The organism is Nordella sp. HKS 07 (assembly GCF_011046735.1).
GTDB lineage: Bacteria > Pseudomonadota > Alphaproteobacteria > Rhizobiales > Aestuariivirgaceae > Taklimakanibacter.
This window is the reverse complement of the sequence record NZ_CP049258.1, coordinates 49,586-72,628: the sequence shown is the minus strand read 5'-3', so window position 1 is coordinate 72,628 and position 23,043 is coordinate 49,586. Positions and strand designations below refer to the sequence as shown.

Genomic DNA, 23,043 nt, shown 5'->3' with positions numbered 1-23,043 from the left:
GCCATGAGTGCACCAACGAAACAGGCCGGCCGCACCCTCGCCATGGGGCAGGACGAGGCGACCGGCGGCGGACGGCAGAACATCACCGCGCCCTTCGGCCAGGCCCTGGCGAAGCTGGCCCAGACGCGGCCGGAGATCGTCGGCCTCACCGCCGATCTCGGCAAATATACCGACATCCATCCGTTCCGCGACGCCTTCCCGGAGCGCTTCTTCAATGTCGGCATGGCAGAGCAGAATCTCGTGGCGGTGGCGGCAGGACTGGCGCGGGCCGGCAAGCAGCCTTTCGCCACCACCTATGGCGTCTTTGCGACCCGGCGCGCTTATGATTTCGTGGCCATAGCGCTCGCCCATTCCAACCTGAATGTGAAGATCATCGCCGGCTTGCCGGGGATCACCACCGGCTATGGCGGCACGCATCAGGCGATCGAGGATCTGGCGCTGATGCGGATGATCCCCGGCCTCGTCGTCATCGATCCCTGCGATGCGACCGAGATCATGGCGGCGACGGCGGCGATCACCGATCATCCGGGCCCCGTCTATATGCGGCTGCTGCGCGGCAATGTACCGGTCGTTCTCGATCCCGGCTATCGCTTCGAAATCGGCAAGGCGCGCAAGCTGCGCGAAGGCAAAGATGTCGGCATCATCGCGACGGGGTTGATGACGGAACGCGCGCTCGATGCGGCGGCGGAGCTCGAAAAGCGCGGCATCAGCGTCGGCGTCCTGCATGTGCCGACGATCAAGCCCTTCGATCACGACGCCGTGGCGGATTTCGCGGCGCATGTCGATCATCTCGTCACCGCGGAGAACCATGTCGTGGCGGGCGGGCTTGCGAGCCTCGTCGCCGAGACCCTGTTCGACGCCGGCGTGGCGCGCAAGATCACCCGGATCGGCCTGCCGGACCGCTATATCGAATGCGGTGCGGTACCGACGCTGCAGGCGCGCTACGGTTTGACGACGGCGGCGATCGTCGAGAAGATCACTGCCGTGAGATAGGAAGCTTGCCATGAAGATCACGGAGATCGAAACCTTCACCGTCGGCGCCGGCTGGAAGAACTGGCTGTTCGTGAAGGTCCATACCGACAAGGGGATCCATGGCGTGGGCGAGGGAACGCTCAACGGTTTCATCAAGACGACCGAAGCGGGGGTGCATGAGCTCAAGCACCTGGCCATCGGACAAGATCCGCGCCGCATCAATGCGCTGGCGAAGCGCCTGCTCGACAGCGTGTCGCTCGACGGCGGCCACATCCATCGCACTGTGATCGCCGCGATCGAGGTCGCCAGCTGGGACATTCTCGGCAAGAGCCTCGGCGTGCCGATCCACCAGCTTCTGGGCGGGCGGATGCGCGACGCGGTGCTGGGCTATGCCAATGGCTGGTATCGCACCGAACGCACGCCGGAAGCCTTCCTGGAAGCGGCGAAAGCTGTGATCGACAAGGGCTTCAAGGCGCTCAAGCTCGATCCCTTCGGTGCGGCGCAGGGTTTTCTGTCGCGCGAGGAGCTCGAGCTTTCCTATGCGATCTGCCGCAAACTGCGCGACGGCCTGCCGGGCGACACGCGGATCCTTATCGACGTGCATGCGCGCTTCACCGAGATCGCGGCGCTTCAGGCGGCGGAGCGCTTCGCCGATCTCGACATCTATTGGTGGGAGGAGCCGACCTCACGCGACCGGCAGGAGACGGTGCACGAGGTAGCGCGTCGCTCGCCCATTCCGGTGGCGACGGGCGAGATGTATGACACGGTCGGGCAGTTCTACACCCTGGCGGCGGGCGGCGGCGTCAATATCTTTCAGCCCGAGCCGATGTCGCTCGGCGGCATCGCGCCGAGCCTGCAAGTGGCCAATCTGGCCTTCGCCCATGGCAGCCATATCGCGCCGCATCAGAGCGGCGGGCCGGTAGCGACCGCGGTCTGCCTGCAGCTTGCCGCCGCGGTGCCGAATTTCCTGATCCAGGAGCATTTCGACGCCTTCAACGATCCCTGGACGCGCGATCTCGTCACCTGGCATCCCGGGATCGATCCGGCGAACGGCCATCTGTCCTTGCCCGATGCGCCAGGCCTCGGCATCGATCTCAATATCGATGAGATCGACCGGCATCCCTACGATCCCAACGCCTATCTCAATGTGCATGAGGGAGGCTGGGAAAGGCGGCTGGGGCGGCGGGAGAAGTGAAACTTCTGTGACGTTCCCTACCTGCGAGCTGTCTCAAGTATTCCCCCTCTCCCGCTTGGCGGGAGAGGGTGCCCGACAGGGCGGGTGAGGGTGTTGTCTCAATAGTGCGGCTTCTTCAACGACCTTCGTTTCGCTTCGCAAAGTACACCCTCATCCGGCGCTTCGCGCCACCTTCTCCCGCAGGCGGGAGAAGGGAAAATTAAACGAGTCTGGGGCCCGTTTCACGCGCTGTCGCGGTCGACGATCTCGAAGCCGATGCTGGTGACGGTCGGCACCTTGGCATCGCCATTCAAACGGGCCAGGAGCTGGCGCACGGCGCGCCGTCCCATCTCGTAGCGGTCGACCCTGACCGTGGTGAGAGGCGGGAAGAGCTGCGCGGCGATGTCCATGTCGCCATAGCCGGCGATGGCGATACGTCCGGGCACCGCCCAGCCGCGGCGGTGGCATTCCTGCACCGCGCCCACAGCCAGCGTGTCGCTTGAAAAGAAAATGGCGTCGATATCGGCATGGCGCGCGATGAGCTCGAGCAAGGCGTCGGCGCCGCCCTTGGCGGTGATCGGCACCTCGACTTCCATGTCGTCATGGTTGGCGATGCCGAGCTCGGCCAGTGCGGCATGATAGCCGGTGCGGCGCTGGCGCAGGCGGTCATTGCCGTGGATCGGGGTCGAGACGAAGCCGATGCGCTTATAGCCCTTGGCCGCCAGATGCATGGTCATGGCATAGGCGGTTTCGAAATTGGACACGCCGACCGCCATGTCGATCGGCTTGCGGCCCTTGATCTCGGAGATCTCGACCACCGGCGCGCCGCCGCCGGCGAGCAAGGCGCGCGCCGCGGCACTTTGCACAAAGCTCTGCAGGATCATGCCGGCGGGGCGCCAGCCGAGCAGGGCGCGGATCGCCGTCTCCTCGGCTTCCTGGGTGAATTCTCCCTGGACCAGCAGCATCGAATAGCCGCCTTCGTGGCATTCGTCCGACATGCCCTGCACCTGATCGGCAATGCCGGAATTGATGAGCGGCGGCACGACGGTGCCGATCATGCGGCCATTGCCGCGCATGCTCGAGGCGAGACGGTTCGGGACGAAACCGGCCTTGTCGATGGCGGCGAGCACCTTGGCGCGGGTCTCGGGCGAGACCATGTCGGGATTGGACAGCGCGCGCGACACCGTCATCGGCGCCACGCCGACGCGCTTGGCGATCTCGCGCACCCCGAGCTTGGCCGTGCCGCGTTTGCCGTTTTTCTCCACCATGGCTCGCTTGTAGCCTCATCACGACGGCGCCGCCAAGCGTGATGAAGGTTAGAAGTTACGCCCGTAGCCGGCGCTCCAGCCGCCGTCGACGGCGAGCATCTGCCCGGTCGTATAGGTGTTGAGCGGATCGCAGAAAAACAGGATCGCCGCCACGGCCTCGGCGATCGTGCCGGGGCGGCCCTGCGGTATATGGCTGAGCTGGGCCGGATCGCCCGCAATCAGGGTCTCTTCCGCGATCGGGCCGAGGCCCACCGCATTGACGAGGACGCGGGGCCCGAATTGCATCGCGAGGCCGCGCATCAAAGCCAGTATTCCGGCCATCTCGGCGCCATAGAGGGGATGGCGGCGCATGGGCAAGGCGGCGAGCGCCGGCAGCAGGAACAGGATGCGGCCATGGTCGCGCGCGCTCATCGCGGTCGCGGCGGCCCGCGCGTCCCGCAGCAGCGCAGAGAGATCGCCTTGCGGTGCGGCGGCAACAAGCGGACAGGAGACGAGCAGAATGTCGGCGCGCGGCGCGTCCGCGACGATCCGGCCACCATTGGCGGTGAGGGCCGCGGTCGCGGCGCGTGCGATGGCATTGTTTTCACCCAGAACAGCAATCGCTGTATCCAGAAGATCGATCTGCATGGCGGCGGTCACATCATATATCCCGCCGTCCAGCCGCCATCGATGGCGAGGACCTGGCCATTGACGTAGCTCGCACCTGGGGAGGCGAGAAACAAGATGGTTTCGGCGATCTCGCGCGGCTCGGCGGGGCGGCCGAGCGGTACATGGGCCATGAAATCGCGCGCCCGGCTCGCGAACTTGCCGTCCTCGCCATAAAAGAGCTTTGCCGTGAGCTCGGTAAGGACGGAGCCGGGTGCTATGGCGTTGACGAGAATGCCGCGCGATCCGAGCTCGAGCGCCATCGAACGGGTGAGATGGATGATGCCGGCCTTGGCGGCAACAAAGGGACTTTGCAGGCGCATGGCGGCGAGACCGACGACGGAGGCGATATTGACGATGCGGCCGCCGCGCCCGGAGGCGAGCATGGGTTGCAGCGCCGCGCGGCTCATCACATAGAGGCCGTCGAGATCGATGCCGGTGATGCGCTCCCACTCTTCGGGCGGGAATTCGTCGATGGCGACGCGGTGGCTCAGCGTGTTGACCCCGGCATTGTTGATAAGGATGTCGAGGCGGCCGAAGCGCTCGAGCGTGGCGGCGACAGCGCGGTCGGCGGCAGTGCCGTCGCGGATATCGACAGCGACCGCCAAGGCGTCGGGGAGGCCGGAAGCGATCTCTCGGGCGCCGTCGCCATCTATGTCGGCAATGACGAGGCTGGCGCCATTGTCGGCCAGCCGCCGTGCCGCGACGCGGCCGATCGCACCCGCGCCGCCGGTGACGAAAGCAACCTGGCCGCTCAAATCACAGCGCATGAAGCGGGCTCCTCCCCGAGAGTCCTTATGCTATTATAATACTTGTGCCGTCTGTTCAACCGGCCAGTTGTCCTCGGCGGGGACGTGCAGGTCCTCCGCCGGAAAGGCCTTGGCGAGAAGCCGGCGGGCGGCGAAACCCATCTCGCGATCATGTGCATTGATGATGGCAAGGCGGAAGCCGCCCGGCGGTGCGGCATGGTCTTCGGCCGGCTTCGTCTCGTGAAAGGTGATCTGTACGCTCGATATTCCGGGCATGGCGCGCACCGCGGCGACGCTTGCCGGCGAGGGGTGGCGGTGATTGCGGCCATGGCGGCCGAAGAGCACGACGGAATAGCCGTCGCGCCGCTCGCCTTCCTCGGGGAAAAACCAGCGCTTCTCCGCATAGAGTCTGACCAGCGCGGCGACCCAGCCCGGACCATAGAGGTCGGGCCATTGATCGGCGAAACGCAGATGGGCGTCGATGATGCGGCCGCCGATGGTCTCGACATTGAGCATGCCGGTGTAGCGGTCGAGATGCTCGCCGGCCCAGCCGCGAATATAGGCTTCGAGGTCCCCGCGGTCCGCGGCATGGATGGTCCAGTAATCGAACATGCCATTATCGCCGAAGGGCGTGCCGGTCGTGTGCCTGATCCAGCGGATGTCGCCCTTGACGATGGCGCAATCGGTCGAGACATGCTCGCCGGTCAGAAGTGCCGTCCAGAAATGGCCGGGTGTGTAGCCCCTCTCATAGTCGGAGAGAGAGCGAAACGCGCCGCTCGCCACCCCCATGCCTTTCAAATTGATGATGGGCTTGGAGAAGACAGGGAAGCGCTTCGGCATGACGCCGTGCGGCCCGCAATCGAGCCCCTGGCTCTGCGCCACGCATAACTTGTCGTAGATCCAGTTCTCGCGCGGATTCCAGATCCAGGCGTCGCAATCCTCGGTCGGGATATTGACATCGGCCGGGCAAGGGACGTTCTCGAAATATTGCAGGCGCCAGGGGTCTGCTTCACAGACGGGCATGAGGGGGCTCTGCGCTGGTTGAGCGGAAGGCGAAAGAGTTATCCCAATTCAGTGACAAGACAAGTCAGCAGCGGTAATCCTGTTCCGTATAGAATTGATGCTCAATCCCACGTCATGAAGGAGCGGCCATATTTGCCGCAGATGGGCGGCGTGCGGCCATAGACCTGGTAATAGAACAGGCAATCATCGGTCCAGCCGGCATTCGGCTCGCCAGGACGCGGCGCCCCGAAGTTCTTCTTTACCTGCGGCTCCGCAGTCTTCTTAGGCGCCGGCTTCTTCTTCTTTTTCTTGGTGGTGGTTTGCGTCGCGGCCTGGGCCGTGTCGGAAAAGACCGGCACCGCGACCGGCATGAAGGCTGCGAGCATCGCGCAGATGATCAAGTGACGGATAGCCATGATCTACCTCCTTGAACGGCCCGGCCGGGACGCCTCCCGGCCGATCCGCAATATCCGAGTCAAATCAACGGTCTATTACCGTTACTTGATCTCCCATGTGATGTTCACATCCGCGGCGACGGTCAGCTCGCCGGCGGCGACCGGAACATTGCCGGCGGAATCCTGGCGCACCGCCTTGCCGTAGAATACGGGCTGCGGCGGCTGGAAGTTGCCTTCGCTCACCGACATGATCTGGCCGAGCGTGACTCCGACAGTCGCGGCATAGAGCTTGGCCTTGCGCTCGGCGTCGGCGACGGCGAGTTTGCGCGCCTCGTCCTGAAGCTTCTCGTCATCGGAAATGACGAAGCCGATGCCGTTGATCTGGTTCGACCCTTCACTCACCATCGTGTCGAGCACCTGACCCAAAGTGTCGAGTTTGCGCACCGACACCGAGACCATGTTGGACACATCATAGCCTACTACGCGCGGCGGCTGGGCATTATTCTGATCGTACTGGTAACGCGGATTGACGTTGAAATTCGAGGTCTGGATGTCCTTGTCCTCGATGCCGGCGGCCTTGAGGGCGGCGAAGATCTTCTGCATGGCCGCGGTGTTCTCGGTCAGCGCCTCGCGCGCGGTCTTGGCCTGCGACATGACGCCGACATTGACGACCGCCATGTCGGGCTTGGACTTCACCTCGCCGTGACCGGTGAGGGAAAAACGCGCGGCATGGTCTTGGACTCCTGGGCTTGGGACGGGGTGGCGAAAGTTGCGGCGGCTACAAGGCCGGTAAGACCCAGAGCAGCGAGCGAGCGGCGATCCATGAAGAAACTCCTGGTATGAACCGGCTCATCACATGGGGACCGATTACGGCGGCGCTATGGCGACCGATCACGATCACTTCACGTTGCCTCGATCTGAAGTGATCGTGATCGGAATCTCAAGTGAGGTGCGTGATCGGACGGAAAACCGGCGTCCACTTTTCCTGATCACGCACGATTTTACGCAGCGGCGACGGCCGCGATCGTCGCCTTGCCAATACGCTGGTCGTGCTTGTAGCCGTGCCAGGGATCCGCCTTCAGCCGCTTCAACCGTTTGAGCATGGAAACGGTGTCGAAGGCATTGGCGCCGCCCAGCCGGGCGAGCTCCTTCCAGCCGACGGGTGCGGCGACCGGGGCGCCCTTGCGGGCACGCGGCGAATAGGGGGCAATCGCCGTGGCGCCGCGCTCATTGCGCAGCCAGTCGATGAAGATGCGGCCTTTGCGCTTGGCCTTGCTGGCGGTGGCGACGAAACGATCGGGTTCACGGTCGGCAAAGCCCTGGGCGATACCTTGAGCGAAGGTCTTCACCTCGTCCCAATCATTGCGGCCGGAGAGCGGGGCGATGACATGAATGCCCTTGCCACCGGTGATCATGGCGAAGCTCTCGAGATCGGCGGCGGCGAGCACGTCATGCAGATCACCCGCCGCCGTCCTGACTTCGGCGAAGGGGAGCCCTTCATCCGGATCGAGGTCGAAGACCAGGCGGTCGGGGTGCTCGAGATCGTCCTTCGGGGCGCCCCAGACATGCAGCTCCAAGGCGCCGATCTGGGCGGCGCCGACGAGGCCCGCCGTGTCGTCGATATAGAGATAGTCCGCCTTGCCGCCGTCCTTCTCGCGAATGCTCACCATCTTGAAGCCGCGCGGCATCCTGGCGCTCAGGTGCTTCTGGTAGAAGCATTTGTCGCCGATGCCATCCGGGCAGCGCACCAGACTCAAAGGGTGGTTCGCGGCGTGGGACAGCAACGGCTTCGCGACCGCGGCCAGATAGGCGGCAAGCTCGCGCTTAGTGAGCCCGACCTCGGGATAGAGAACCTTGTCGGGATGGGTGAGGGTGACGCCCACAATGACGGCTTTCTCCTCGCTCATGTCTCCGCTTCCTTTCGATCGACGCCGGTCACCTCGCGCGCCCGCTTGTCGGCGCGCAGCCCCAGAAAAACAGGATGGCGCAGGATGCCGTCGCGGGTGCGTTCGGTGAAGGAGATCTCGGCAACGAGATCGGGTTTCACCCAGCGGGCGCGACCGCGAATGGCGCGGGGCACTTCGAGGAAAGGCGGCTTGGCGATCTCCCGCGCATTGAGCTTGGCGCCGAGCGAGCGCAGGATCGCCTCGTTGTAACCGGTGCCGACACGGCCGCGATAGAGAAGCCGGCCGCCTTTGTCATATTCGCCGACGAGCAGCGAGGCGAAGCTGCGTTTCTTGTCCGAGGGGCGATAGCCGCCAATGACGAATTCGGAGCGTCCGAGGCACTTGCTCTTGATCCAGGTCAGAGCGCGCTGCGTCACATAAGGGCTGGTCTTGTCCTTGGACACGAGGCCCTCGACGCCGAGACGGCAGGCCTCGCGCAGAACCTTGTCGCTGTTGCCGGTAAGGTGGTCGCCATAAAGAAGCGGCGCTGTCCTCCTGCCGAAGAGGACCTTCAGCTTCTTCTTGCGATCGCTCAGGGGCTGACGGCGCAGATCTTCGCCATTCAAAATCAAGAGATCGAAGACCACATAGCGCAAGGCCGCGTCATCACCCTCCGACAGAGCCTGCTGAAGGGCGGAGAAGCTGGTGCGTCCGCTCGCGCCGAAGACGACCACCTCGCCGTCGATCAAGGCCCGCACCTTCAGCTTCCGCAAGGCATCGGCGATGGCAGTGAATTTGCGGGTCCAGTCCTGGCCGCTGCGGGTATAGAGACGGACCTCGTCGCCAGCCACCGCGGCGAGAATGCGGTAACCGTCATATTTGATCTCGTGGATCCACTGCTTTCCTTCCGGCGGCCGCTCCTTAAGAAAAGCGAGCTGGGGTGCGATGAAAGGCGGAAGGATAGATGCCGAGGCTTCCAGCGGGCCGCCGGTCTTGCGCTTGGCCTTGCCGGCGATACCGGCCATGCTGCGCCTGGTCCTGACGCTGGTCTGCCAGGCCTTTACCGGGTCGAGCTTCGCGTCGGCCTCATCGTCGCGCTGCTTGATCAGAAGCCAGTTCTCGCGTTTGCCGCCGGCGCGGTCCTTGCGCATGCGCACCAAAGCGAAGCCGCCTTTGAGCCGCTTGCCATGCAAAGTAAAGCTGAGCTTGCCCTTGCTGAGACCAATATGGGGATCGCCTTCGGGCTCCCATTCGCCTTCGTCCCACAGCATGACAGTGCCGCCGCCATACTGACCCTTTGGGATCGTGCCTTCGAAGGCGCCATAGTCGAGAGGATGATCCTCGACGCGCACCGCCAGGCGTTTCTCCTCGGGATCGAGGCTCGGGCCGCGCGCGACCGCCCAGCTCTTGAGGACGCCGTCGAGCTCGAGACGGAAGTCGAAATGGAGGCGCGAGGCATCATGCTTCTGAATGACGAAAGAGCGGCCCTTGCGGGGTGAGATGCGGCCGCGCGGCTCTGGCGTCGCGGTGAAATCGCGCTTGCGGTGATAGACCTTCAGCGTATCGGGGCTTAGCGGGGACATGGTCAGCGGCGCGCTTTCTTTTTCGCCGCCGCTTTACGCGGTTTCGGCGCGCCGGCGCCCTTGCCGCCAATGCTCTTCTTCAAGGCCTCCATCAGATCGATGACATTATCGCCCTTGGGTCGCGGCGCTTCGTCTTCTTCGGCATCGGTGACCGTGCCATGCTTGCGCTTCTCTGCCACCAGCGCCTTGAGCGCCGCGCCATAATGATCCTTGAAGGCGGTGGGCTTGAAGGGGCCGGATTTACGCTCGATCAGCTCCGTGGCGAGCTCGACCATCTCCTTGGCCGGACGCTTGCCCGGAACGTGAGAGAAGACCTTGTCGGACTTCTTCAGTTCATCGGCGTAGCGCAAGGTTTCGAGCAGAAGCCCGTCGCCACATGGCCGGACAGCGACCAGGTTCTCCTTGCCGCGCATGGCAATCTGGCCGATGCCCGCCTTCTTCGCGGATTTCAACGCTTCGCGTATGACGACATAGCCCTCCGCCGACACGTCGTCGGCAGGAGTGAGATAGTAGGGCCGCTCGAAATAGCGCGGATCAATGTCGCAATAGTCGACGAACTGCACAAGATCGATGCTGTGCCTCGTTTCGAGCTTGATCTTGTCGAGCTCTTCGGGAGTCAGGATCACATGCTTGCCGGAACCGAACTCGAAGCCCTTCACTATGTTTTCATCATCGATCTTGCCCTTGCCCGGCACGATCTTCTCGTAGCGGATGCGCTTGCCGGTCTTCCTGTCGATCTGATGCAGGCTGGGACGCGCCGAAGCTTCCGTCGCCGTGTGAAGCTCGACGGCGATGGTGACGAGGGATAGACGCAGATGTCCCTTCCAGAATGCACGCATACAGGGAAACGGCAGAGCGCGCAGTTGGTTCCCGGGCGGGTGGTTCTTACGCCCGATCCCTGGCTCCGATCGTCTGGACCGCCGCGCGAGCGGCACGGAACGTGTCGTGCCATGCGCGCGGGACGGGGCGCGGCTGAAGAAGGCGACCTTTTGGTGGCCGCACGATCTCCGCGCCGGCGCCGCGCGCCGCCAGCTGCGCGCATCCGAGCGCGGTGAGCTCCGGTTCGTCGGAAATTCGCAAGCGTCGGCCAAGCACATCGGCCAGAAACTGGCAGAACCAGGGATTCCGGCTCATGCCGCCGTCTATGCTCACGGGAACGGAGGCCGGAGCCGCAGTCGACATCGCGGCCATCACCTCCGCCATGCGAAACGCGACGCCTTCCAGCACGGCCTGCGCCATGTCGCTGCGGGTCGTCGCAAGCGACAAACCCATCCAGGCGCCCCGCGCGGCGCGGTCCCAATGCGGGCAGGCGAGACCGGCGAGCGCCGGAACGAAGACAATGCCGCGCGAGATGGCAGGATCGGCCTCGAAATGATTGATTTCTTCGAAGTCTGCAAAGAACCCAAGCTGGCGCGCGAAGTTGACGGCCGATGAAGCAGCATAGACGCCACCGTCCAGCGCATAGACGGGCGGCATTCCGTCCTCCGCCCAAGCGATTGTGGGCAGGACCCCGGCAGGCGAAGCCGGACTGTCCGTCAGGACAAGGGCGAAGGCGCCTGTCCCGAATGTGATCTTGGCATCTCCGGCTTTGCGTGCGCCGTGGCCATAGAGAGCTGCCTGCTGGTCCACCATCGAGGCGGTCAGCCTGCAGCCGCCCGGCAGCGCTCCCAGATCACCCGTCGTCGGCCGGATTTCCGGCAAAACTTCGATCGGAACGCCGAACAGGGCGCAAAGCTCGGGGTCCCAGACTCCCGTGGCCAAGCTCAGCAGGCTGGTGCGGGAGGCTGTGCTGGGATCGGTCGCAAATGCTCCGGTCAGCCGGTCACGAAAGAAGGCATCCGTGGTGCCGAGCCGCAGGTGTCCCGTCTTCAGCAACGAACGGGCCTCCGGAACATGTGTCATGATCCATCCGAGCTTCGATGCAGAGAAATAGGGATCGAGCGGCAGGCCGGCGCGGGACAGGGTCAATGCTTCGGCCCCGCTGTTTTTGAGGGAATCGCACGTCGCCGCCGTGCGGGCATCCTGCCAGACGATCACCGGGGTGATGGGATTGCCGGTCGAACCATCCCATGCAAGACAGCTCTCACCCTGATTGGCCAGCCCCACGCAGTCGACGTCAGGTGCCGCGGCAAGACATGCGATCACATTGGCGATGATCTCTGCCGGATCATGTTCGACGTGGCCCGGGGCCGGAAAGCTCTGACGGTGTTCGACGGTGTGGACCGCCCTTGCGCCACTCTCGTCAACCAGCAGAGCGCGTGTCGACGTAGTGCCCTGGTCGATGGCGAGCGCCCTCATCTTTCCTCCAACACGATTTCCAATGGGCCGTCCCTTGGCGGCAAAGGCAGCGTGATGCGCCGCTCGGGACGGCTGGAGATTCTACGGGATGCATATTCCGACCCGGCCACGCGTAGTGAAAGGCGCCCTGATACCGGGCGGCTGACACGCATCTGGAAGCGACCGAGAGCAGCGCCGTCATGCGCGAGCACGGCATGCGGAAGGACCCAGTCGATCGCATCGCCGACGAGCCTGACACGGTGGCGCTCGCCATCCGGAAGCTTACCTTCCAGGCCGGCACGCATGGCCTTTCCAATGGCGACGCCCTCGGCCCAACTCCAGCCGGCTGTCTCCACCGGGCGCAGCATGTTGCCTGCGGCGAAATAAGAGGGATCCGTGCAGCGCCCGAAGTTGTCGACCACGGGGCCGCCGGTCGCCGGGTCGCGCTCCAGATGACTGGCGTCCAGCAACGTTGCTTCGGGGCGGAAGCGGCCGGTGACGATCACGCCGTCGGTGTCGAGGATACTTTCGCCACGCGGGCCTTCGAGCACGACACGCTCCACATGCTCATGGCCCTCGATACGTCGGATCCGGGTCGATAGATGAACGGGCACGCGTTTGAGCCATGGATAGATCGATGCCGGCCATCGCGCGGTGATACTGCGATTGGGCTCGATCATGGCGACCGGCCGGATGCCGGCGTGAAGGCATGTCATAATCGCCGAGAAGGAGACAAGCTCGGTTCCCAGGATAACAGGGCGGCGGAATGGACGTCTGCCCTCGAGGTAGACCAGTCCCTGCAGCGCGCCGGTCGCCAGGACGCCGCCCGGCTTTTCCCCGCCGATCAGGCGCTGGGCGCGCGAGGTTTCCCGCACGCCTGTTGCAAGGAGCACGAGCCGCGCTCTGATCTCATGCAGCCCTTTGTCGGAAGTCACGGTCACACGGGGCCCCGGATGAAGTCTCACGACATTCACGGCCGTCTCGATCCGCACTCCCGAAGCTTCGGCGCGGGCAACGAGGGCGCGCGCATAGTCGGGTCCCCTCATCAACCTGCGGAACTCGCGAAGGCCAAATGGAAAATGCCCGCAGTGCCGGGGGATGCCGCCGGCGGCGCTTTCGCGGTCAAGGACGAGCACGCGGGCGGCTGACGCGAGCATCGTCGCCGCGGCGAGGCCGGCGGGGCCCGCGCCGATCACCACGACATCGACTTCATCCGGCAGACTCACTTGGCCATCTCCGCCATTGCGCGATCGAAACGGTCCTGCGTCAGTCGAGACAATTCCGCCGTGCAGAAGAACCCTTGGCAGCGCCCCATCGTCACCCGCGTCCGCCGTTTGAGCCCGGCCAGCGAGCGAGCCGCCAGGGGCCCCTCGAGCGCTGCGAGGATTTCGCGTCTCGTCACCATCTCGCAATGGCAGGCCACGCCACCGTTACCCTCGCGCTGCCAGTCACGGGCCGCATGCTCGCTGATGTTGGGCACCGTCGGCCAGACAGGTGCTACTGGCGGCGTCAGCGCCAAGCCGGCGAGACGCTCGACATGAGTGGCGATGCCCAATGCCGCGGAAAGCCCGGTCGAGCGTATGCCGCCGACGGTTATGTAGCTCAGCCCGTCATGGGAACGGATCTGGTAGTCCTTGAATTCGGTCGCTGGCCGCAGGCCGGCATAGATGGCGGTAACGACATGATCCTTCAGGCCCGGCAGGATCTCCTCGCCGCGCCGTTGCAGTAACGCAAGCGTCTCGGAAATCAGGACGGCGTGCTCGCGATCATCCTGATCTTCGGCAGTCGGGCCCACCAGCAGGTTGTCGAAGGCGGTGCGGCAGACGACCACCCCCTTTGTCACCTTGGTGGGGACCGGCAGGATGATATGCGATGCGAGCGCCGCCGCGGGCTTATCGTAGACGATGAACTGGCCCTTGCGTGGCTTGATGTGGAAGTCCCGGCGCCCGATCAGTCTCTCATCGAGGAGATCTCCCCAGAGTCCGGCGGCATTGATGACCAGTCCCGCCTGCACCGGTCCGCGCGTCGTTTCCAAATGCCAGTCGCCGTCACGCCGTCCTCCGATCACTTCGGCGCCGCGCAGGATCTCGGCGCCGTTCTCGCAAGCCTGCAGGAGATAGGCGAAAGGCGCCGACCATGGATCGATCAGATATTCGCGTGGTATGCGAAAGCCGCTGCGGGCCCGTGAGCTCAGTCCCGGCTCGGCAACGCGCAAGGAGGTGCCGGACAGGAATTCGACGTCTTCTATCCGGTTCTGACGGGCCTGCTCGATCAGTGCAGGCAGAATCGCTTCCTCCTCTTCGGTCCAGGCGACCACAATCGCGCCGGAGCGGATAAGCGGCAGCCCGAGCCGCCCGTGGATCGACAGATATTCCTCATATCCGGCGGCAATACAGCTTTGCTCAAGCGAGCCGACCGGCGCGTCGAAGCCCGTGTGCAGGATCGCTGAATTGCCCTTGGAGGCGCCGTCAAGAATGTCGATCGCCTTTTCGATAACGGCGACACGGGCACCGGCAAGCGCTAAACGCCGGGCGATCGCGCAACCGATGACGCCGGCGCCGATGACGGCGACGTCGAAGCGACCCGACAATGCTGGCACCTGATGGGGCATGAATGCGCTCTGCGCGTGACCGGATGATCAGTATCTCGGCAAAGCTGCCCATATTGTCAATGATGCCAGGCAATTGACCGTGCCGGCTCTGGCCAATGCGCCCTTATCTGAAGGGCGGCTCGTCGAAGCTCCTGAGCTTGCGTGAATGGAGCTGCTTCAGCTCGCCGCGCAGGAGATCGATGGCGGCGAGGCCAATCATCATGTGCTCGCCGACGGCGCGGTCATAGAACGCGTTGGCCGCGCCCGGCAATTTGATCTCGCCATGCAGCGGCTTGTCGGAGACGCAGAGCAGGGTGCCATAGGGCACGCGCAGGCGGTAGCCTTGTGCGGCGATAGTGCCCGATTCCATGTCGACGGCGATGGCGCGCGAGAGATTGATGCGGCGGCGCTCCTGCGACCAGCGCAGTTCCCAGTTACGGTCGTCATTGGTGACGACGGTGCCGGTGCGGAGGCGCGCCTTCAACTGCTCGCCGCGCTCGCCGGTCACCTTGGCGGCGGCTTCCTGCAGCGCCACCTGCACCTCGGCCAGAGCCGGTATCGGAATATCGGGCGGCACAGCGCCATCGAGGATGCGGTCCTGGCGGAAATAGGCATGCGCCAGCACATAGTCGCCGATGCGCTGCGACTGGCGAAGCCCGCCGCAATGGCCGATCATCAGCCAGCAATGCGGGCGCAGCACCGCCAGATGATCGGTGATGTTCTTGGCGTTGGAGGAGCCGACGCCGATATTGACGAGGCTGATGCCGCCCTTGCCGTCCCGGCGCAGGAGGTGATAGCCCGGCATCTGGAAGCGGTGCCATGGCGAGGAGGTGACGGCGGTATCACAATCCTCAACCGCCAGTCCGTCGCGCCCGATCATGATGCCGCCCGGCAGCGCCAGCGCGTCATAGGGGCCGTTGGCGCGGATCTGCTCGATGCCCCAGGTGACGAACTGGTCGACATAACGGTGGTAGTTGGTGAGCAGGATCCAGGGCTGCACATGGCGCCAATGCGTGCCGGTATAATGCACGATGCGCTTCAGCGAATAATCGGTGCGCGTCGCGTCGAAGAGAGCGAGCGGCATCGGCTCGCCCTTGGGCGGCGTCCACAGGCCGTCGGCGATCTCATCGCCGACCGCTGAGAGCGCCGGGGCCGGGAAGTGGCGGGCGAGTTCGGCGGCCGAGACATTGTCGCGGCCGAGCTCATCGCCCGAATCGAGGACATAGGGATAGGGAATGTCCTGGTCGCTGCGGCCGACCGAGATGGTGGTCGGGTAATCGGCGACGAGAAGGCGCAGTTGCTCGATCAGGTAGTCGCGGAAGGCGCGCGGCTGGGTGATGGTCGTCGCATAGAGACCGGGGCTTTCGAATTTGGCATAGGCGCGCGAGAGCGAAGGCTGAGCCTGGCCGGCGCCATAGACGAGGCGCAGTTCGGGATAGCGGAAGCGGGCGCGCTCCTTCGGTGTCGGCGGAATGCTCTGGGTGAAGAACCGGTCGAGGGCCTGGCGCAGGGCCTCCACCGCATCCTCATGCAGCTCAATCAGGCGATCGACGGCGGCTTCGGGCGTCAGAACTTCGGTCTCGGGTCGGTCCAGGCGGTTCATCGGGTCTCCTTTGCCGGGGTGCTATAGCACGGCTTCGGAAGACACCACAGGCGGGGACGGTGGCCCCACCAGGCGAGGTTCCGCAAGGTCCGCGACGTTGACGGCTTGAAGAGACTCGCAATAGCGTCAGCCAACCTTCAACATCCTCTTGTTTACTTTGGTAAAACCGTGAGGAATGAGCCCGAGGCGGGCTAGGCCCGACCAAGATCGAGGGAATACCATGCTCGAACGAACGATCAAGCTTCAGAAGCTCGAAGTCCTCATCATCGACGAGGAGCTGGCGGTGCCTAAAAGCGTCGGCGGACGTGCCGTCAGGGCGCTCGCCGACGAGCTCACCTCGCGCGATATCGAGGTCGTCGAGGCGGCGAGCTATCACGACGGCCGCTCGGTGATCCTCTCCGATGCCTCCATCGATGCCATCCTGATCGACTGGACGACGCGCGAGCACAAGGACAGCCGCGGCCGCGCCGAGGCGCTGGAGCTGCTCAGGACCATCCGCAGCCGCAATGCCACCGTGCCGATCATGCTGATGGCCGATCAGGCCAGCCGGGACGATCTGACGGTCGAGGTGATGCAGCTTTCCGACGAATATGTGTGGCTGCATGCCGACACCATTCCCTTCATCGCCAGCCGGGTCATGGCGGCGGTCAAGCGCTACCAGCGCAACATATTGCCGCCGTTCAACAAGGCGCTGCTCAATTACATGAATCTCGCCGAATATTCCTGGGCGGCCCCCGGTCACCAGGGCGGTGTCGCTTTCACCAAGACGCCGGCGGGGCGCATCTTCTTCGATTTCTTCGGCGAGAATCTGTTCCGCGCCGACACCGGCATCGAACGCGGCGGGTTGGGTTCGCTGCTTGAGCATTCGGGACCGATCGGCGAAGCGGAGGCCTATGCGGCGCGCGTCTTCGGCGCGCATCGCAGCTATTCGGGGCTCACCGGCACCTCCGGCGCCAATCGCACCATCTTCGCCGCCACCGTCGGCGACGGTGAGTTCGCGCTGTGTGACCGCAACTGCCACAAGTCGATCGAGCAGGGCCTGATCCTTTCGGGCGGCATCCCGGCCTTCCTGGTGCCGACCCGCAACCGCTACGGCATCATCGGCCCGATCCCGCCGCAGGAGTTCGAGCCTGAGGCCATCCGCGCCAAGCTCGACGCGCATCCTTTGAAGCGGCATGCGGTGAAGCCAGATCCCGTCTATGCGGTGGTCACCAATTCCACCTATGACGGGCTATGCTACGATTCAGCACGGGTCGAGGCGCTGCTCGGCCAGTCCGTCGACCGCATCCATCTCGATGAAGCCTGGTTCGGCTATGCCCGCTTCAACCCGATCTATGAGAACCGTTTCGCCATGCGCGGCGATCCCAAGGCGCACAAAGCAAGCGACCCGACGGTCTTTTCGACGCAATCGACGCACAAGCTGCTCGCGGCGCTGTCGCAGTCGTCCTACATCCACATCCGCGACGGCCGCAACCCGATCGAGCATAGCCGTTTCAATGTGAGCTACATGTCGCAGACCACGACCTCGCCGCTCTATGCGCTGATCGCGTCCAACGAGATCGGCGCCTCGATGATGGACGGTCCGAGCGGCAAGGCGCTGACCGACGAAGTGATCGAGGAGGCCATCGCCTTCCGCCAGACGCTGGCGCGCGCGCACCGGGAGTTCAACCGCAAGGAGGACTGGTTCTTCTGGCCGTGGAATGCGCCCAGGATAAAGGACCGGACGGGCAAGAAAGTCAACTTCGCCGACGCCGATCTTGGGCAACTCGCCACCGATCACGACTGCTGGGTCTTCCATCCAGGAGAGAAATGGCACGGCTTCGACGACCTGCCGGACGGCTGGTGCATGCTCGATCCGATCAAGGTCGGCATCGTCTGTCCGGGCATGGGCGATGACGGCAAGATGCAGGAAGGCGGCATTCCGGCGCCGATCGTTTCATCCTATCTGCATCACTTCGGCAACATCCCGTCGCGCACCACGGACCACATGGTGCTGTGCCTGTTCTCGATCGGCATCACCAAGGGCAAGTGGGGCACGCTGATGAGCGTCCTGCTGGATTTCAAAGAGGATTACGACGCCAATCGCTCCCTCGAGCAATGCCTGCCCGATCTCATCGCGCAATCGCCGCGCAGCTATGCCGGCATGGGGCTGAAGGACCTCGCCGACAAGATGTTCAGGCATATGAAGGTAAGCCGCATGGGCGAGCTGCAGGCCCAGGCTTTCTGCAGCCTGCCCGAGCCGCAGATGCTGCCGCGCCGCGCCAATGGGATGCTGATGGCCGGCGAGGCGGAATTGCTGCCCATCCAGGAACTCGCCAACCGCGTCGCCGGCGTCGGCATCATTCCCTATCCGCCGGGCATCCCGATCGTGCTCCCGGGCGAGAATTTCGGTCCGGCCGACGGGGCGTGGCTCTCCTATATCCGCGCTCTCGAGGACTGGGGCAGGACCTTCCCCGGTTTCGAGAAGGAAGTGGAGGGGACTGTGGTCGTCGACGGCGCCTACCAGGCCTGGGCGCTCAAGGATTAGGGAATCCTGTTGTGAACGGCATCATAAGGGGCTAATGGCAGCAATATTGCGATATTGTGAAAAGACGTTTTGCAGGATTCCAGAATGGATGAGATGAAGGCCCCGGCCGAGGCGGCGGAGAAGAGCCAGGTCCGCACTGTGCAGTCGATCGAGCGCGGCTTCGCCATCATCGACCTCATCGCGCGCGCCGACCATGCCTTGACGCTGGCCGAGATCAGCAAGGCGATCGGGCTTCATACCAGCACCACCTTCCACCTGCTGCGCACGCTCTGCGTGATCGGACCGGTCAAGCAGGATGCCGACAAGAAATACCGCATCGGACCCTATATCTACGGTCTCGCGGCGGGGGCGGCGACGGAAGCCAATCTGGTCGCCGACGCGATGCCGCATCTCGAATGGCTCGCCAATGAGACGGGCGAGACGACCCATATCGCGGTGATGGCGACTGACATGGCGGTCATCCTGGCGCGCCATGAGGGCAAGGCCACGGTCAGGCTCTCCGAGCGCGTCGGGGCACAAAGGCCGGCTTATTGCACCGCGATCGGCAAAGCTTTACTGGCGCAGCTCTCCGACAAGGAGATCGAGGCCTATCTGGCGCGCACCAGGCTTGTGCCCATCACCGACAGCACGATCGTGAGCGCGGAGCGGCTCTTCGCCGATCTCAAGGAGGCGCGGCTTGCCGGTGCCGCCTATGACGACCGCGAATTCAACAGCGAATTACGCTGCATCGCGGCACCCGTGCGCAACTACACCGGCAAGGCCATTGCCGCGCTGGGGTTGTCCGGACCACTCTGGCGGGTGAGCCTGCAGCAATTGCCCGAGTTGACCAAGAAAGTGATCACAGCCGCCAACCGGCTCTCCGCCGATCTCGGCTTTTCGGAAAGCAAGGCCGGCAAGGCCTGATCCACCCCCATCCGTCTCCCCCGACCCGACGCCGGGGTCGCCACCTTCCCCGCGCTTTGCGGGGGAAGGATGATGCGCGCATAAAAGCCGGGAAGCAGACAAGATTTTCCACTCAGTCTTTCTACATTGTCGATTGACATCCGATAGTGTGAGATATACGAACCGAGACCAAGAGAGGCCGCGGCAAGCGGCGCAGTCAGGTCGAAAGCAACTGAGGAAGCCGATGGGAAAGATGAAGGGCGCTGAAATCATTGCGGAATTTCTCGCCAAGGAAGACGTGCCCTATATTTTCGGCATATGCGGACATGGCAATGTCGGCATCCTCGATACGCTTTACGACTATCAGGACAAGATCAAGCTGATCTCGCCGCGCCATGAGCAGGTGGCGGGTCATATGGCGGACGCCTATTTCCGGGTGGCGCACAAGCCGGTGGCGACACTCACCTCCTGTGGGCCGGGCTCGGCCAATATCGTGATGGCGACGGCCTGCGCGCAGGCCGACTCTTCCGCCTTTCTCGCCATCACGGCCAATGTGCCGACCTCACAATTCAATCGCGGGCCCTTCCAGGAATCCTACCAGCATTTCCAGGGCGACTTCCCGTCGGTGATGCGGCCTTATGTGAAGCGCTCCTTCCAGCCGTCACGGCCGGAGATGCTGCCGCTCGCGTTGCGCCAGAGCATGAACCTCATGGTGTCGGGGCGTCCCGGCCCGGTGCATCTCGACGTGCCCTATGACGTCTTCCAGGAAGAAGCCGATGTGACGGTGACGCCGTCCGATGCCAAGGGCACAACGATCCGCTCTGGTGTGGCGCGCGAGACCATTGCCGAGATCGCCGATCTCGTCGCCCGCGCCGAGCGGCCGGTGCTGTTTGTCGGGCATGGCGTGACCTTGTCTGAGGCTTCGGCCGATCTGACCCAACTGGTCGAGCGCTTCGCCATTCCGGTGATCAGCTCGCCCAATGGCATGGGCACGCTCGACATGTATCATCCACTGTCCTTGGGCTTCATCGGCCGTAATGGCGCCTATCCGGCGAACCAGGCGGGCCGCCATGCCGACCTCGTCATCGCCGTCGGCGCCCGTTTCGACGACCGGTCGTCGTCGACCTGGATCCAGGGCTATTCGTGGAACTTCCCGGCGACCAAGCTCGTCCAAATCGACATCGATCCCGCCGAGATCGGACGCAACTACCCGGTCGTCATCGGCGCCACCGCGGATGCGCGCACCTTCCTGCGCCAGCTCAACGAGGAACTCGGCAACCGCAAGGGGTTCGACGCCATGAGCCGCTTCGCGCAGTGGCGCAAGGCGATCGCCGGCTGGCAGCGCGAGTGGCAGGACTTCCTGAAAGCCGACGAGACGGAGAGTGCATCTCCGGTGCGCCCCGAGACGATCGTCGCTGATCTGCAGCGCATCCTGCCGGCCGATACGATCCTCAGCCTCGATTCAGGTCAGCATCACAATTGGTTCATGCAGTTCTGGAAGGCGCGGCACCCGCAAGCAATGCTCAATTCCTGGGGCTTCTCGGCGATGGGCTTCGGGGTGTGCGGCGTGCTCGGCGCGGCGCTTGCCGCCCCCGGCCGGCCGCATGTGGCGGTGGTCGGCGATGGCGGCTTCACGATGGCGCCGCATGTGCTGTGCACGGCGGTCGAATATGACATCCCGGCGATCTGGATCGTGTGGAACAATTTTGCCTGGGGCGCCATCCGCGACCTGCAGCACGGGCTGTTCGACGGACGCGAGATCGGCACCGCCTTCCATCACGGCTCCAACAAGGACGCCTATAATCCGGACTTCGCCGCGATGGCGCGCTCCTGCGGTGTCGAAGGCCTCACGGTCAAACATGAAGATGAGCTGGGCGGCGCCGTCCAGCACGCGCTGCGCCTCGGCAAGCCCTGCCTGATCGACGTGCATGTGCGCTCCGACATCAAACCGCCGAGCACCGGTACCTGGCAATTGCCGCCGCTTCTGCATCGCGAGCCGGTCTTCGGCAGCCGCGTCCTGCTCTGATCTCGAGAGGCTCCCATGACGACAGACCACAAAGACGCGCCGATGCTGATCGCCGGCGCCTGGCGCAGCTCCAAGAACCTGCATCCGGTCGTCGATCCATATCGCGGCGACACGGTGGGCGCTTCGGCGCAAGCAACGCCGAGCGATCTCGATGATGCCATTGCCGCGGCGCGCAAAGGATCGGACGCCATGGCGGCGATGCCCGGCCATGAGCGACAGAGCCGCCTGCAGAAGGTCGCAAGCCGGCTAATTGCCGAGAAGGCGGAGATCGCCAAGCTGCTCAGCCGCGAAAGCGGCAAGGCTCTGCGTGACTCGCAAGGCGAGATCGATCGCGCCGTCGATACCTTCTCGCTGTCGGCAGGCGAGGCGATCCGCATCGAAGGCCGTCATGTGCCGCTCGATGGCTCGGCCATGGGGGCAGGGCGCTATGCTTTCCTGCTGCGCTTCCCAGTCGGTGTCGTGGCGGCGATCACGCCCTTCAACGCACCGGTCAATCTCACCGCCCACAAGATCGCACCGGCGCTCGCCGCCGGCAATGCGATCGTGCTGAAGCCGCCGCCGCAGACGCCGCTCGCGATCCAGCGGATGATCGAGATCGTCCAGGAAGCGGGCTTCCCGGAAGGCGCGCTCAATGTCGTCCATGGCGGCGCCGAGATCGGCAAGGCGCTGGTCGCCCATTCGGGCGTCGATTTCATCACTTTCACCGGCTCGACCCAGGCGGGGACGGCGATCAAGGCCGGCAGCGGCTTGAAGCGCGTGGCGCTGGAGCTCGGCGGCAATGGCGTGACCATCGTGCATTCCGATGCCGATATCACGGCGGCGGCGACGGCCTGCGCGCGCAATTCGATGCGTCTCGCCGGGCAGAGCTGCATCTCGGTGCAGACGGTGCTGGTCGAGCGCTCGCGCTTCGATGCCTTCGTGGCCATCCTGCTCGACAAGGTAAAAGAGCTGAAGCTCGGCGATCCGCTCGATCTGGCGACCGATGTCGGCACGCTGATCGACGAAGCGGCGGCGAAGCGGGTCGAAAGCTGGGTCGATGACGCGCGGAAGAATGGCGCGAAAATCCTGACCGGCGGCACCCGCCATGGCGCTGCCCATGAGCCTACCGTTCTCGTCGACGTCAAGCCCCAGATGGACGTGGTCTGCAATGAGGTATTCGGTCCGGTCGTCAGCATCCTTCCCTATGACGAACTGAGCGAGGTCGTCGACTTCACCAATCGAAGCAGATTCGGGCTGCAATGCGGTATCTTCACCGCCTCGAATCAAACGACCTTCGATCTCGTGCGCAAGCTCAAGACCGGTGGCATCATCGTCAACGGGACATCGACCTGGAGGACCGATCAACTGGCCTATGGCGGGGTCAGGGACAGCGGAATGGGGCGCGAGGGACCGCGTTATGCGATCGAGGATATGACCGATCAGCGCCTTGTCGTCTTCAATCTCTGAGGCATGTCGGGCAAAAGA

The 23,043-nt window shown here is 64.2% G+C and carries 18 protein-coding genes and 1 pseudogene; 6 read left to right on the top strand and 13 right to left on the bottom strand.

Annotated elements, in window-relative coordinates:
- The first annotated feature begins 3 nt into the window (after window positions 1-3).
- Together G5V57_RS00275 and G5V57_RS00270 are read left to right on the top strand one after the other, a co-directional pair.
- Window positions 4-993, top strand: a complete 990-nt coding sequence (locus G5V57_RS00275; RefSeq protein ID WP_206530154.1) for a transketolase family protein — start codon at window positions 4-6, stop codon at window positions 991-993.
- A gap of 10 nt (window positions 994-1,003) precedes the next feature.
- Window positions 1,004-2,167, top strand: a complete 1,164-nt coding sequence (locus G5V57_RS00270) for a mandelate racemase/muconate lactonizing enzyme family protein (protein ID WP_165165556.1) — start codon at window positions 1,004-1,006, stop codon at window positions 2,165-2,167.
- A 221-nt stretch (window positions 2,168-2,388) separates the two neighbouring features.
- Here the strand turns inward: G5V57_RS00270 and G5V57_RS00265 are convergent, their stop codons facing one another.
- The 13 genes and pseudogenes from G5V57_RS00265 to G5V57_RS00210 all read right to left on the bottom strand — a co-directional run bounded on the left by G5V57_RS00265 (window position 2,389) and on the right by G5V57_RS00210 (window position 16,144).
- The gene (locus tag G5V57_RS00265; RefSeq protein ID WP_165165555.1) at window positions 2,389-3,414 is read right to left on the bottom strand and encodes a LacI family DNA-binding transcriptional regulator; all 1,026 of its coding nucleotides are present in this window, start codon (window positions 3,412-3,414) and stop codon (window positions 2,389-2,391) included.
- Window positions 3,415-3,462: 48 nt separating this feature from the next.
- Entirely contained in the window at window positions 3,463-4,053 is a 591-nt protein-coding gene (locus G5V57_RS00260; protein ID WP_246737474.1) for an SDR family oxidoreductase, read from the bottom strand.
- Window positions 4,050-4,829 (bottom strand): SDR family NAD(P)-dependent oxidoreductase, encoded by a 780-nt coding sequence (locus tag G5V57_RS00255; protein ID WP_165165554.1) that lies wholly within the window; start codon window positions 4,827-4,829, stop codon window positions 4,050-4,052. The genes G5V57_RS00260 and G5V57_RS00255 overlap by 4 nt, the downstream gene beginning before the upstream one ends.
- 33 nt (window positions 4,830-4,862) lie before the next feature.
- Window positions 4,863-5,831 (bottom strand): hypothetical protein, encoded by a 969-nt coding sequence (locus G5V57_RS00250; RefSeq protein WP_206530153.1) that lies wholly within the window; start codon window positions 5,829-5,831, stop codon window positions 4,863-4,865.
- A 101-nt stretch (window positions 5,832-5,932) separates the two neighbouring features.
- A complete protein-coding gene (locus G5V57_RS00245) occupies window positions 5,933-6,226 on the bottom strand; it encodes a hypothetical protein (RefSeq protein WP_165165553.1) in 294 nt (97 codons plus the stop codon).
- Window positions 6,227-6,307: 81 nt separating this feature from the next.
- Window positions 6,308-6,901: an SIMPL domain-containing protein gene (locus G5V57_RS00240; RefSeq protein WP_165165552.1), complete on the bottom strand. Its 594-nt coding sequence runs from the start codon at window positions 6,899-6,901 to the stop codon at window positions 6,308-6,310.
- Window positions 6,898-7,029, bottom strand: coding sequence for a hypothetical protein (locus G5V57_RS34720; protein WP_256378634.1), 132 nt, complete (start codon window positions 7,027-7,029; stop codon window positions 6,898-6,900). The genes G5V57_RS00240 and G5V57_RS34720 overlap by 4 nt, the downstream gene beginning before the upstream one ends.
- 177 nt (window positions 7,030-7,206) lie before the next feature.
- A pseudogene (ligD, locus tag G5V57_RS35015) lies at window positions 7,207-9,674 on the bottom strand (DNA ligase D).
- Between the two features lie 2 nt (window positions 9,675-9,676).
- Window positions 9,677-10,513 (bottom strand): Ku protein, encoded by an 837-nt coding sequence (locus tag G5V57_RS00230; RefSeq protein ID WP_165165551.1) that lies wholly within the window; start codon window positions 10,511-10,513, stop codon window positions 9,677-9,679.
- A 46-nt stretch (window positions 10,514-10,559) separates the two neighbouring features.
- A complete protein-coding gene (locus G5V57_RS00225; protein WP_165165550.1) occupies window positions 10,560-11,972 on the bottom strand; it encodes an FGGY family carbohydrate kinase in 1,413 nt (470 codons plus the stop codon).
- Complete coding sequence (locus G5V57_RS00220) at window positions 11,969-13,177, bottom strand: NAD(P)/FAD-dependent oxidoreductase (protein WP_206530150.1); 1,209 nt, start codon at window positions 13,175-13,177, stop codon at window positions 11,969-11,971. The genes G5V57_RS00225 and G5V57_RS00220 overlap by 4 nt, the downstream gene beginning before the upstream one ends.
- Window positions 13,174-14,562 (bottom strand): NAD(P)/FAD-dependent oxidoreductase, encoded by a 1,389-nt coding sequence (locus G5V57_RS00215; protein ID WP_165165549.1) that lies wholly within the window; start codon window positions 14,560-14,562, stop codon window positions 13,174-13,176. Before G5V57_RS00215 ends, G5V57_RS00220 begins: the two co-directional genes overlap by 4 nt.
- A 103-nt stretch (window positions 14,563-14,665) precedes the next feature.
- Complete coding sequence (locus G5V57_RS00210; RefSeq protein WP_165165548.1) at window positions 14,666-16,144, bottom strand: AMP nucleosidase; 1,479 nt, start codon at window positions 16,142-16,144, stop codon at window positions 14,666-14,668.
- Window positions 16,145-16,364: 220 nt separating this feature from the next.
- On the opposite strand from G5V57_RS00210, the gene G5V57_RS00205 reads away from it, so the two are divergent.
- The 4 genes from G5V57_RS00205 to G5V57_RS00190 all read left to right on the top strand — a co-directional run bounded on the left by G5V57_RS00205 (window position 16,365) and on the right by G5V57_RS00190 (window position 23,025).
- Window positions 16,365-18,671, top strand: a complete 2,307-nt coding sequence (locus G5V57_RS00205) for an Orn/Lys/Arg decarboxylase N-terminal domain-containing protein (protein WP_165165547.1) — start codon at window positions 16,365-16,367, stop codon at window positions 18,669-18,671.
- 84 nt (window positions 18,672-18,755) lie between these two features.
- Complete coding sequence (locus G5V57_RS00200; protein ID WP_165165546.1) at window positions 18,756-19,574, top strand: IclR family transcriptional regulator; 819 nt, start codon at window positions 18,756-18,758, stop codon at window positions 19,572-19,574.
- A 223-nt stretch (window positions 19,575-19,797) separates the two neighbouring features.
- Window positions 19,798-21,579 carry a thiamine pyrophosphate-binding protein gene (locus G5V57_RS00195; RefSeq protein ID WP_165165545.1) on the top strand — a complete coding sequence of 594 codons (1,782 nt, stop codon included), beginning with the start codon at window positions 19,798-19,800 and terminating at the stop codon, window positions 21,577-21,579.
- A gap of 15 nt (window positions 21,580-21,594) precedes the next feature.
- Window positions 21,595-23,025, top strand: coding sequence for an aldehyde dehydrogenase family protein (locus G5V57_RS00190; RefSeq protein WP_165165544.1), 1,431 nt, complete (start codon window positions 21,595-21,597; stop codon window positions 23,023-23,025).
- The last annotated feature ends 18 nt before the right edge of the window (window positions 23,026-23,043 follow it).

Bases quoted from the DNA above. Each gene is read 5' to 3' on its own strand.
- G5V57_RS00275 (WP_206530154.1), top strand. From the start codon at position 4: ATGAGTGCACCAACGAAACAGGCCGGCCGCACCCTCGCCATGGGGCAG.
- G5V57_RS00270 (WP_165165556.1), top strand. From the start codon at position 1,004: ATGAAGATCACGGAGATCGAAACCTTCACCGTCGGCGCCGGCTGGAAG.
- G5V57_RS00265 (WP_165165555.1), bottom strand. From the start codon at position 3,414: ATGGTGGAGAAAAACGGCAAACGCGGCACGGCCAAGCTCGGGGTGCGC.
- G5V57_RS00255 (WP_165165554.1), bottom strand. From the start codon at position 4,829: ATGCGCTGTGATTTGAGCGGCCAGGTTGCTTTCGTCACCGGCGGCGCG.
- G5V57_RS00250 (WP_206530153.1), bottom strand. From the start codon at position 5,831: ATGCCCGTCTGTGAAGCAGACCCCTGGCGCCTGCAATATTTCGAGAAC.
- G5V57_RS00245 (WP_165165553.1), bottom strand. From the start codon at position 6,226: ATGGCTATCCGTCACTTGATCATCTGCGCGATGCTCGCAGCCTTCATG.
- G5V57_RS34720 (WP_256378634.1), bottom strand. From the start codon at position 7,029: ATGGATCGCCGCTCGCTCGCTGCTCTGGGTCTTACCGGCCTTGTAGCC.
- G5V57_RS00230 (WP_165165551.1), bottom strand. From the start codon at position 10,513: ATGCGTGCATTCTGGAAGGGACATCTGCGTCTATCCCTCGTCACCATC.
- G5V57_RS00225 (WP_165165550.1), bottom strand. From the start codon at position 11,972: ATGAGGGCGCTCGCCATCGACCAGGGCACTACGTCGACACGCGCTCTG.
- G5V57_RS00215 (WP_165165549.1), bottom strand. From the start codon at position 14,562: ATGCCCCATCAGGTGCCAGCATTGTCGGGTCGCTTCGACGTCGCCGTC.
- G5V57_RS00210 (WP_165165548.1), bottom strand. From the start codon at position 16,144: ATGAACCGCCTGGACCGACCCGAGACCGAAGTTCTGACGCCCGAAGCC.
- G5V57_RS00205 (WP_165165547.1), top strand. From the start codon at position 16,365: ATGCTCGAACGAACGATCAAGCTTCAGAAGCTCGAAGTCCTCATCATC.
- G5V57_RS00200 (WP_165165546.1), top strand. From the start codon at position 18,756: ATGGATGAGATGAAGGCCCCGGCCGAGGCGGCGGAGAAGAGCCAGGTC.
- G5V57_RS00195 (WP_165165545.1), top strand. From the start codon at position 19,798: ATGGGAAAGATGAAGGGCGCTGAAATCATTGCGGAATTTCTCGCCAAG.
- G5V57_RS00190 (WP_165165544.1), top strand. From the start codon at position 21,595: ATGACGACAGACCACAAAGACGCGCCGATGCTGATCGCCGGCGCCTGG.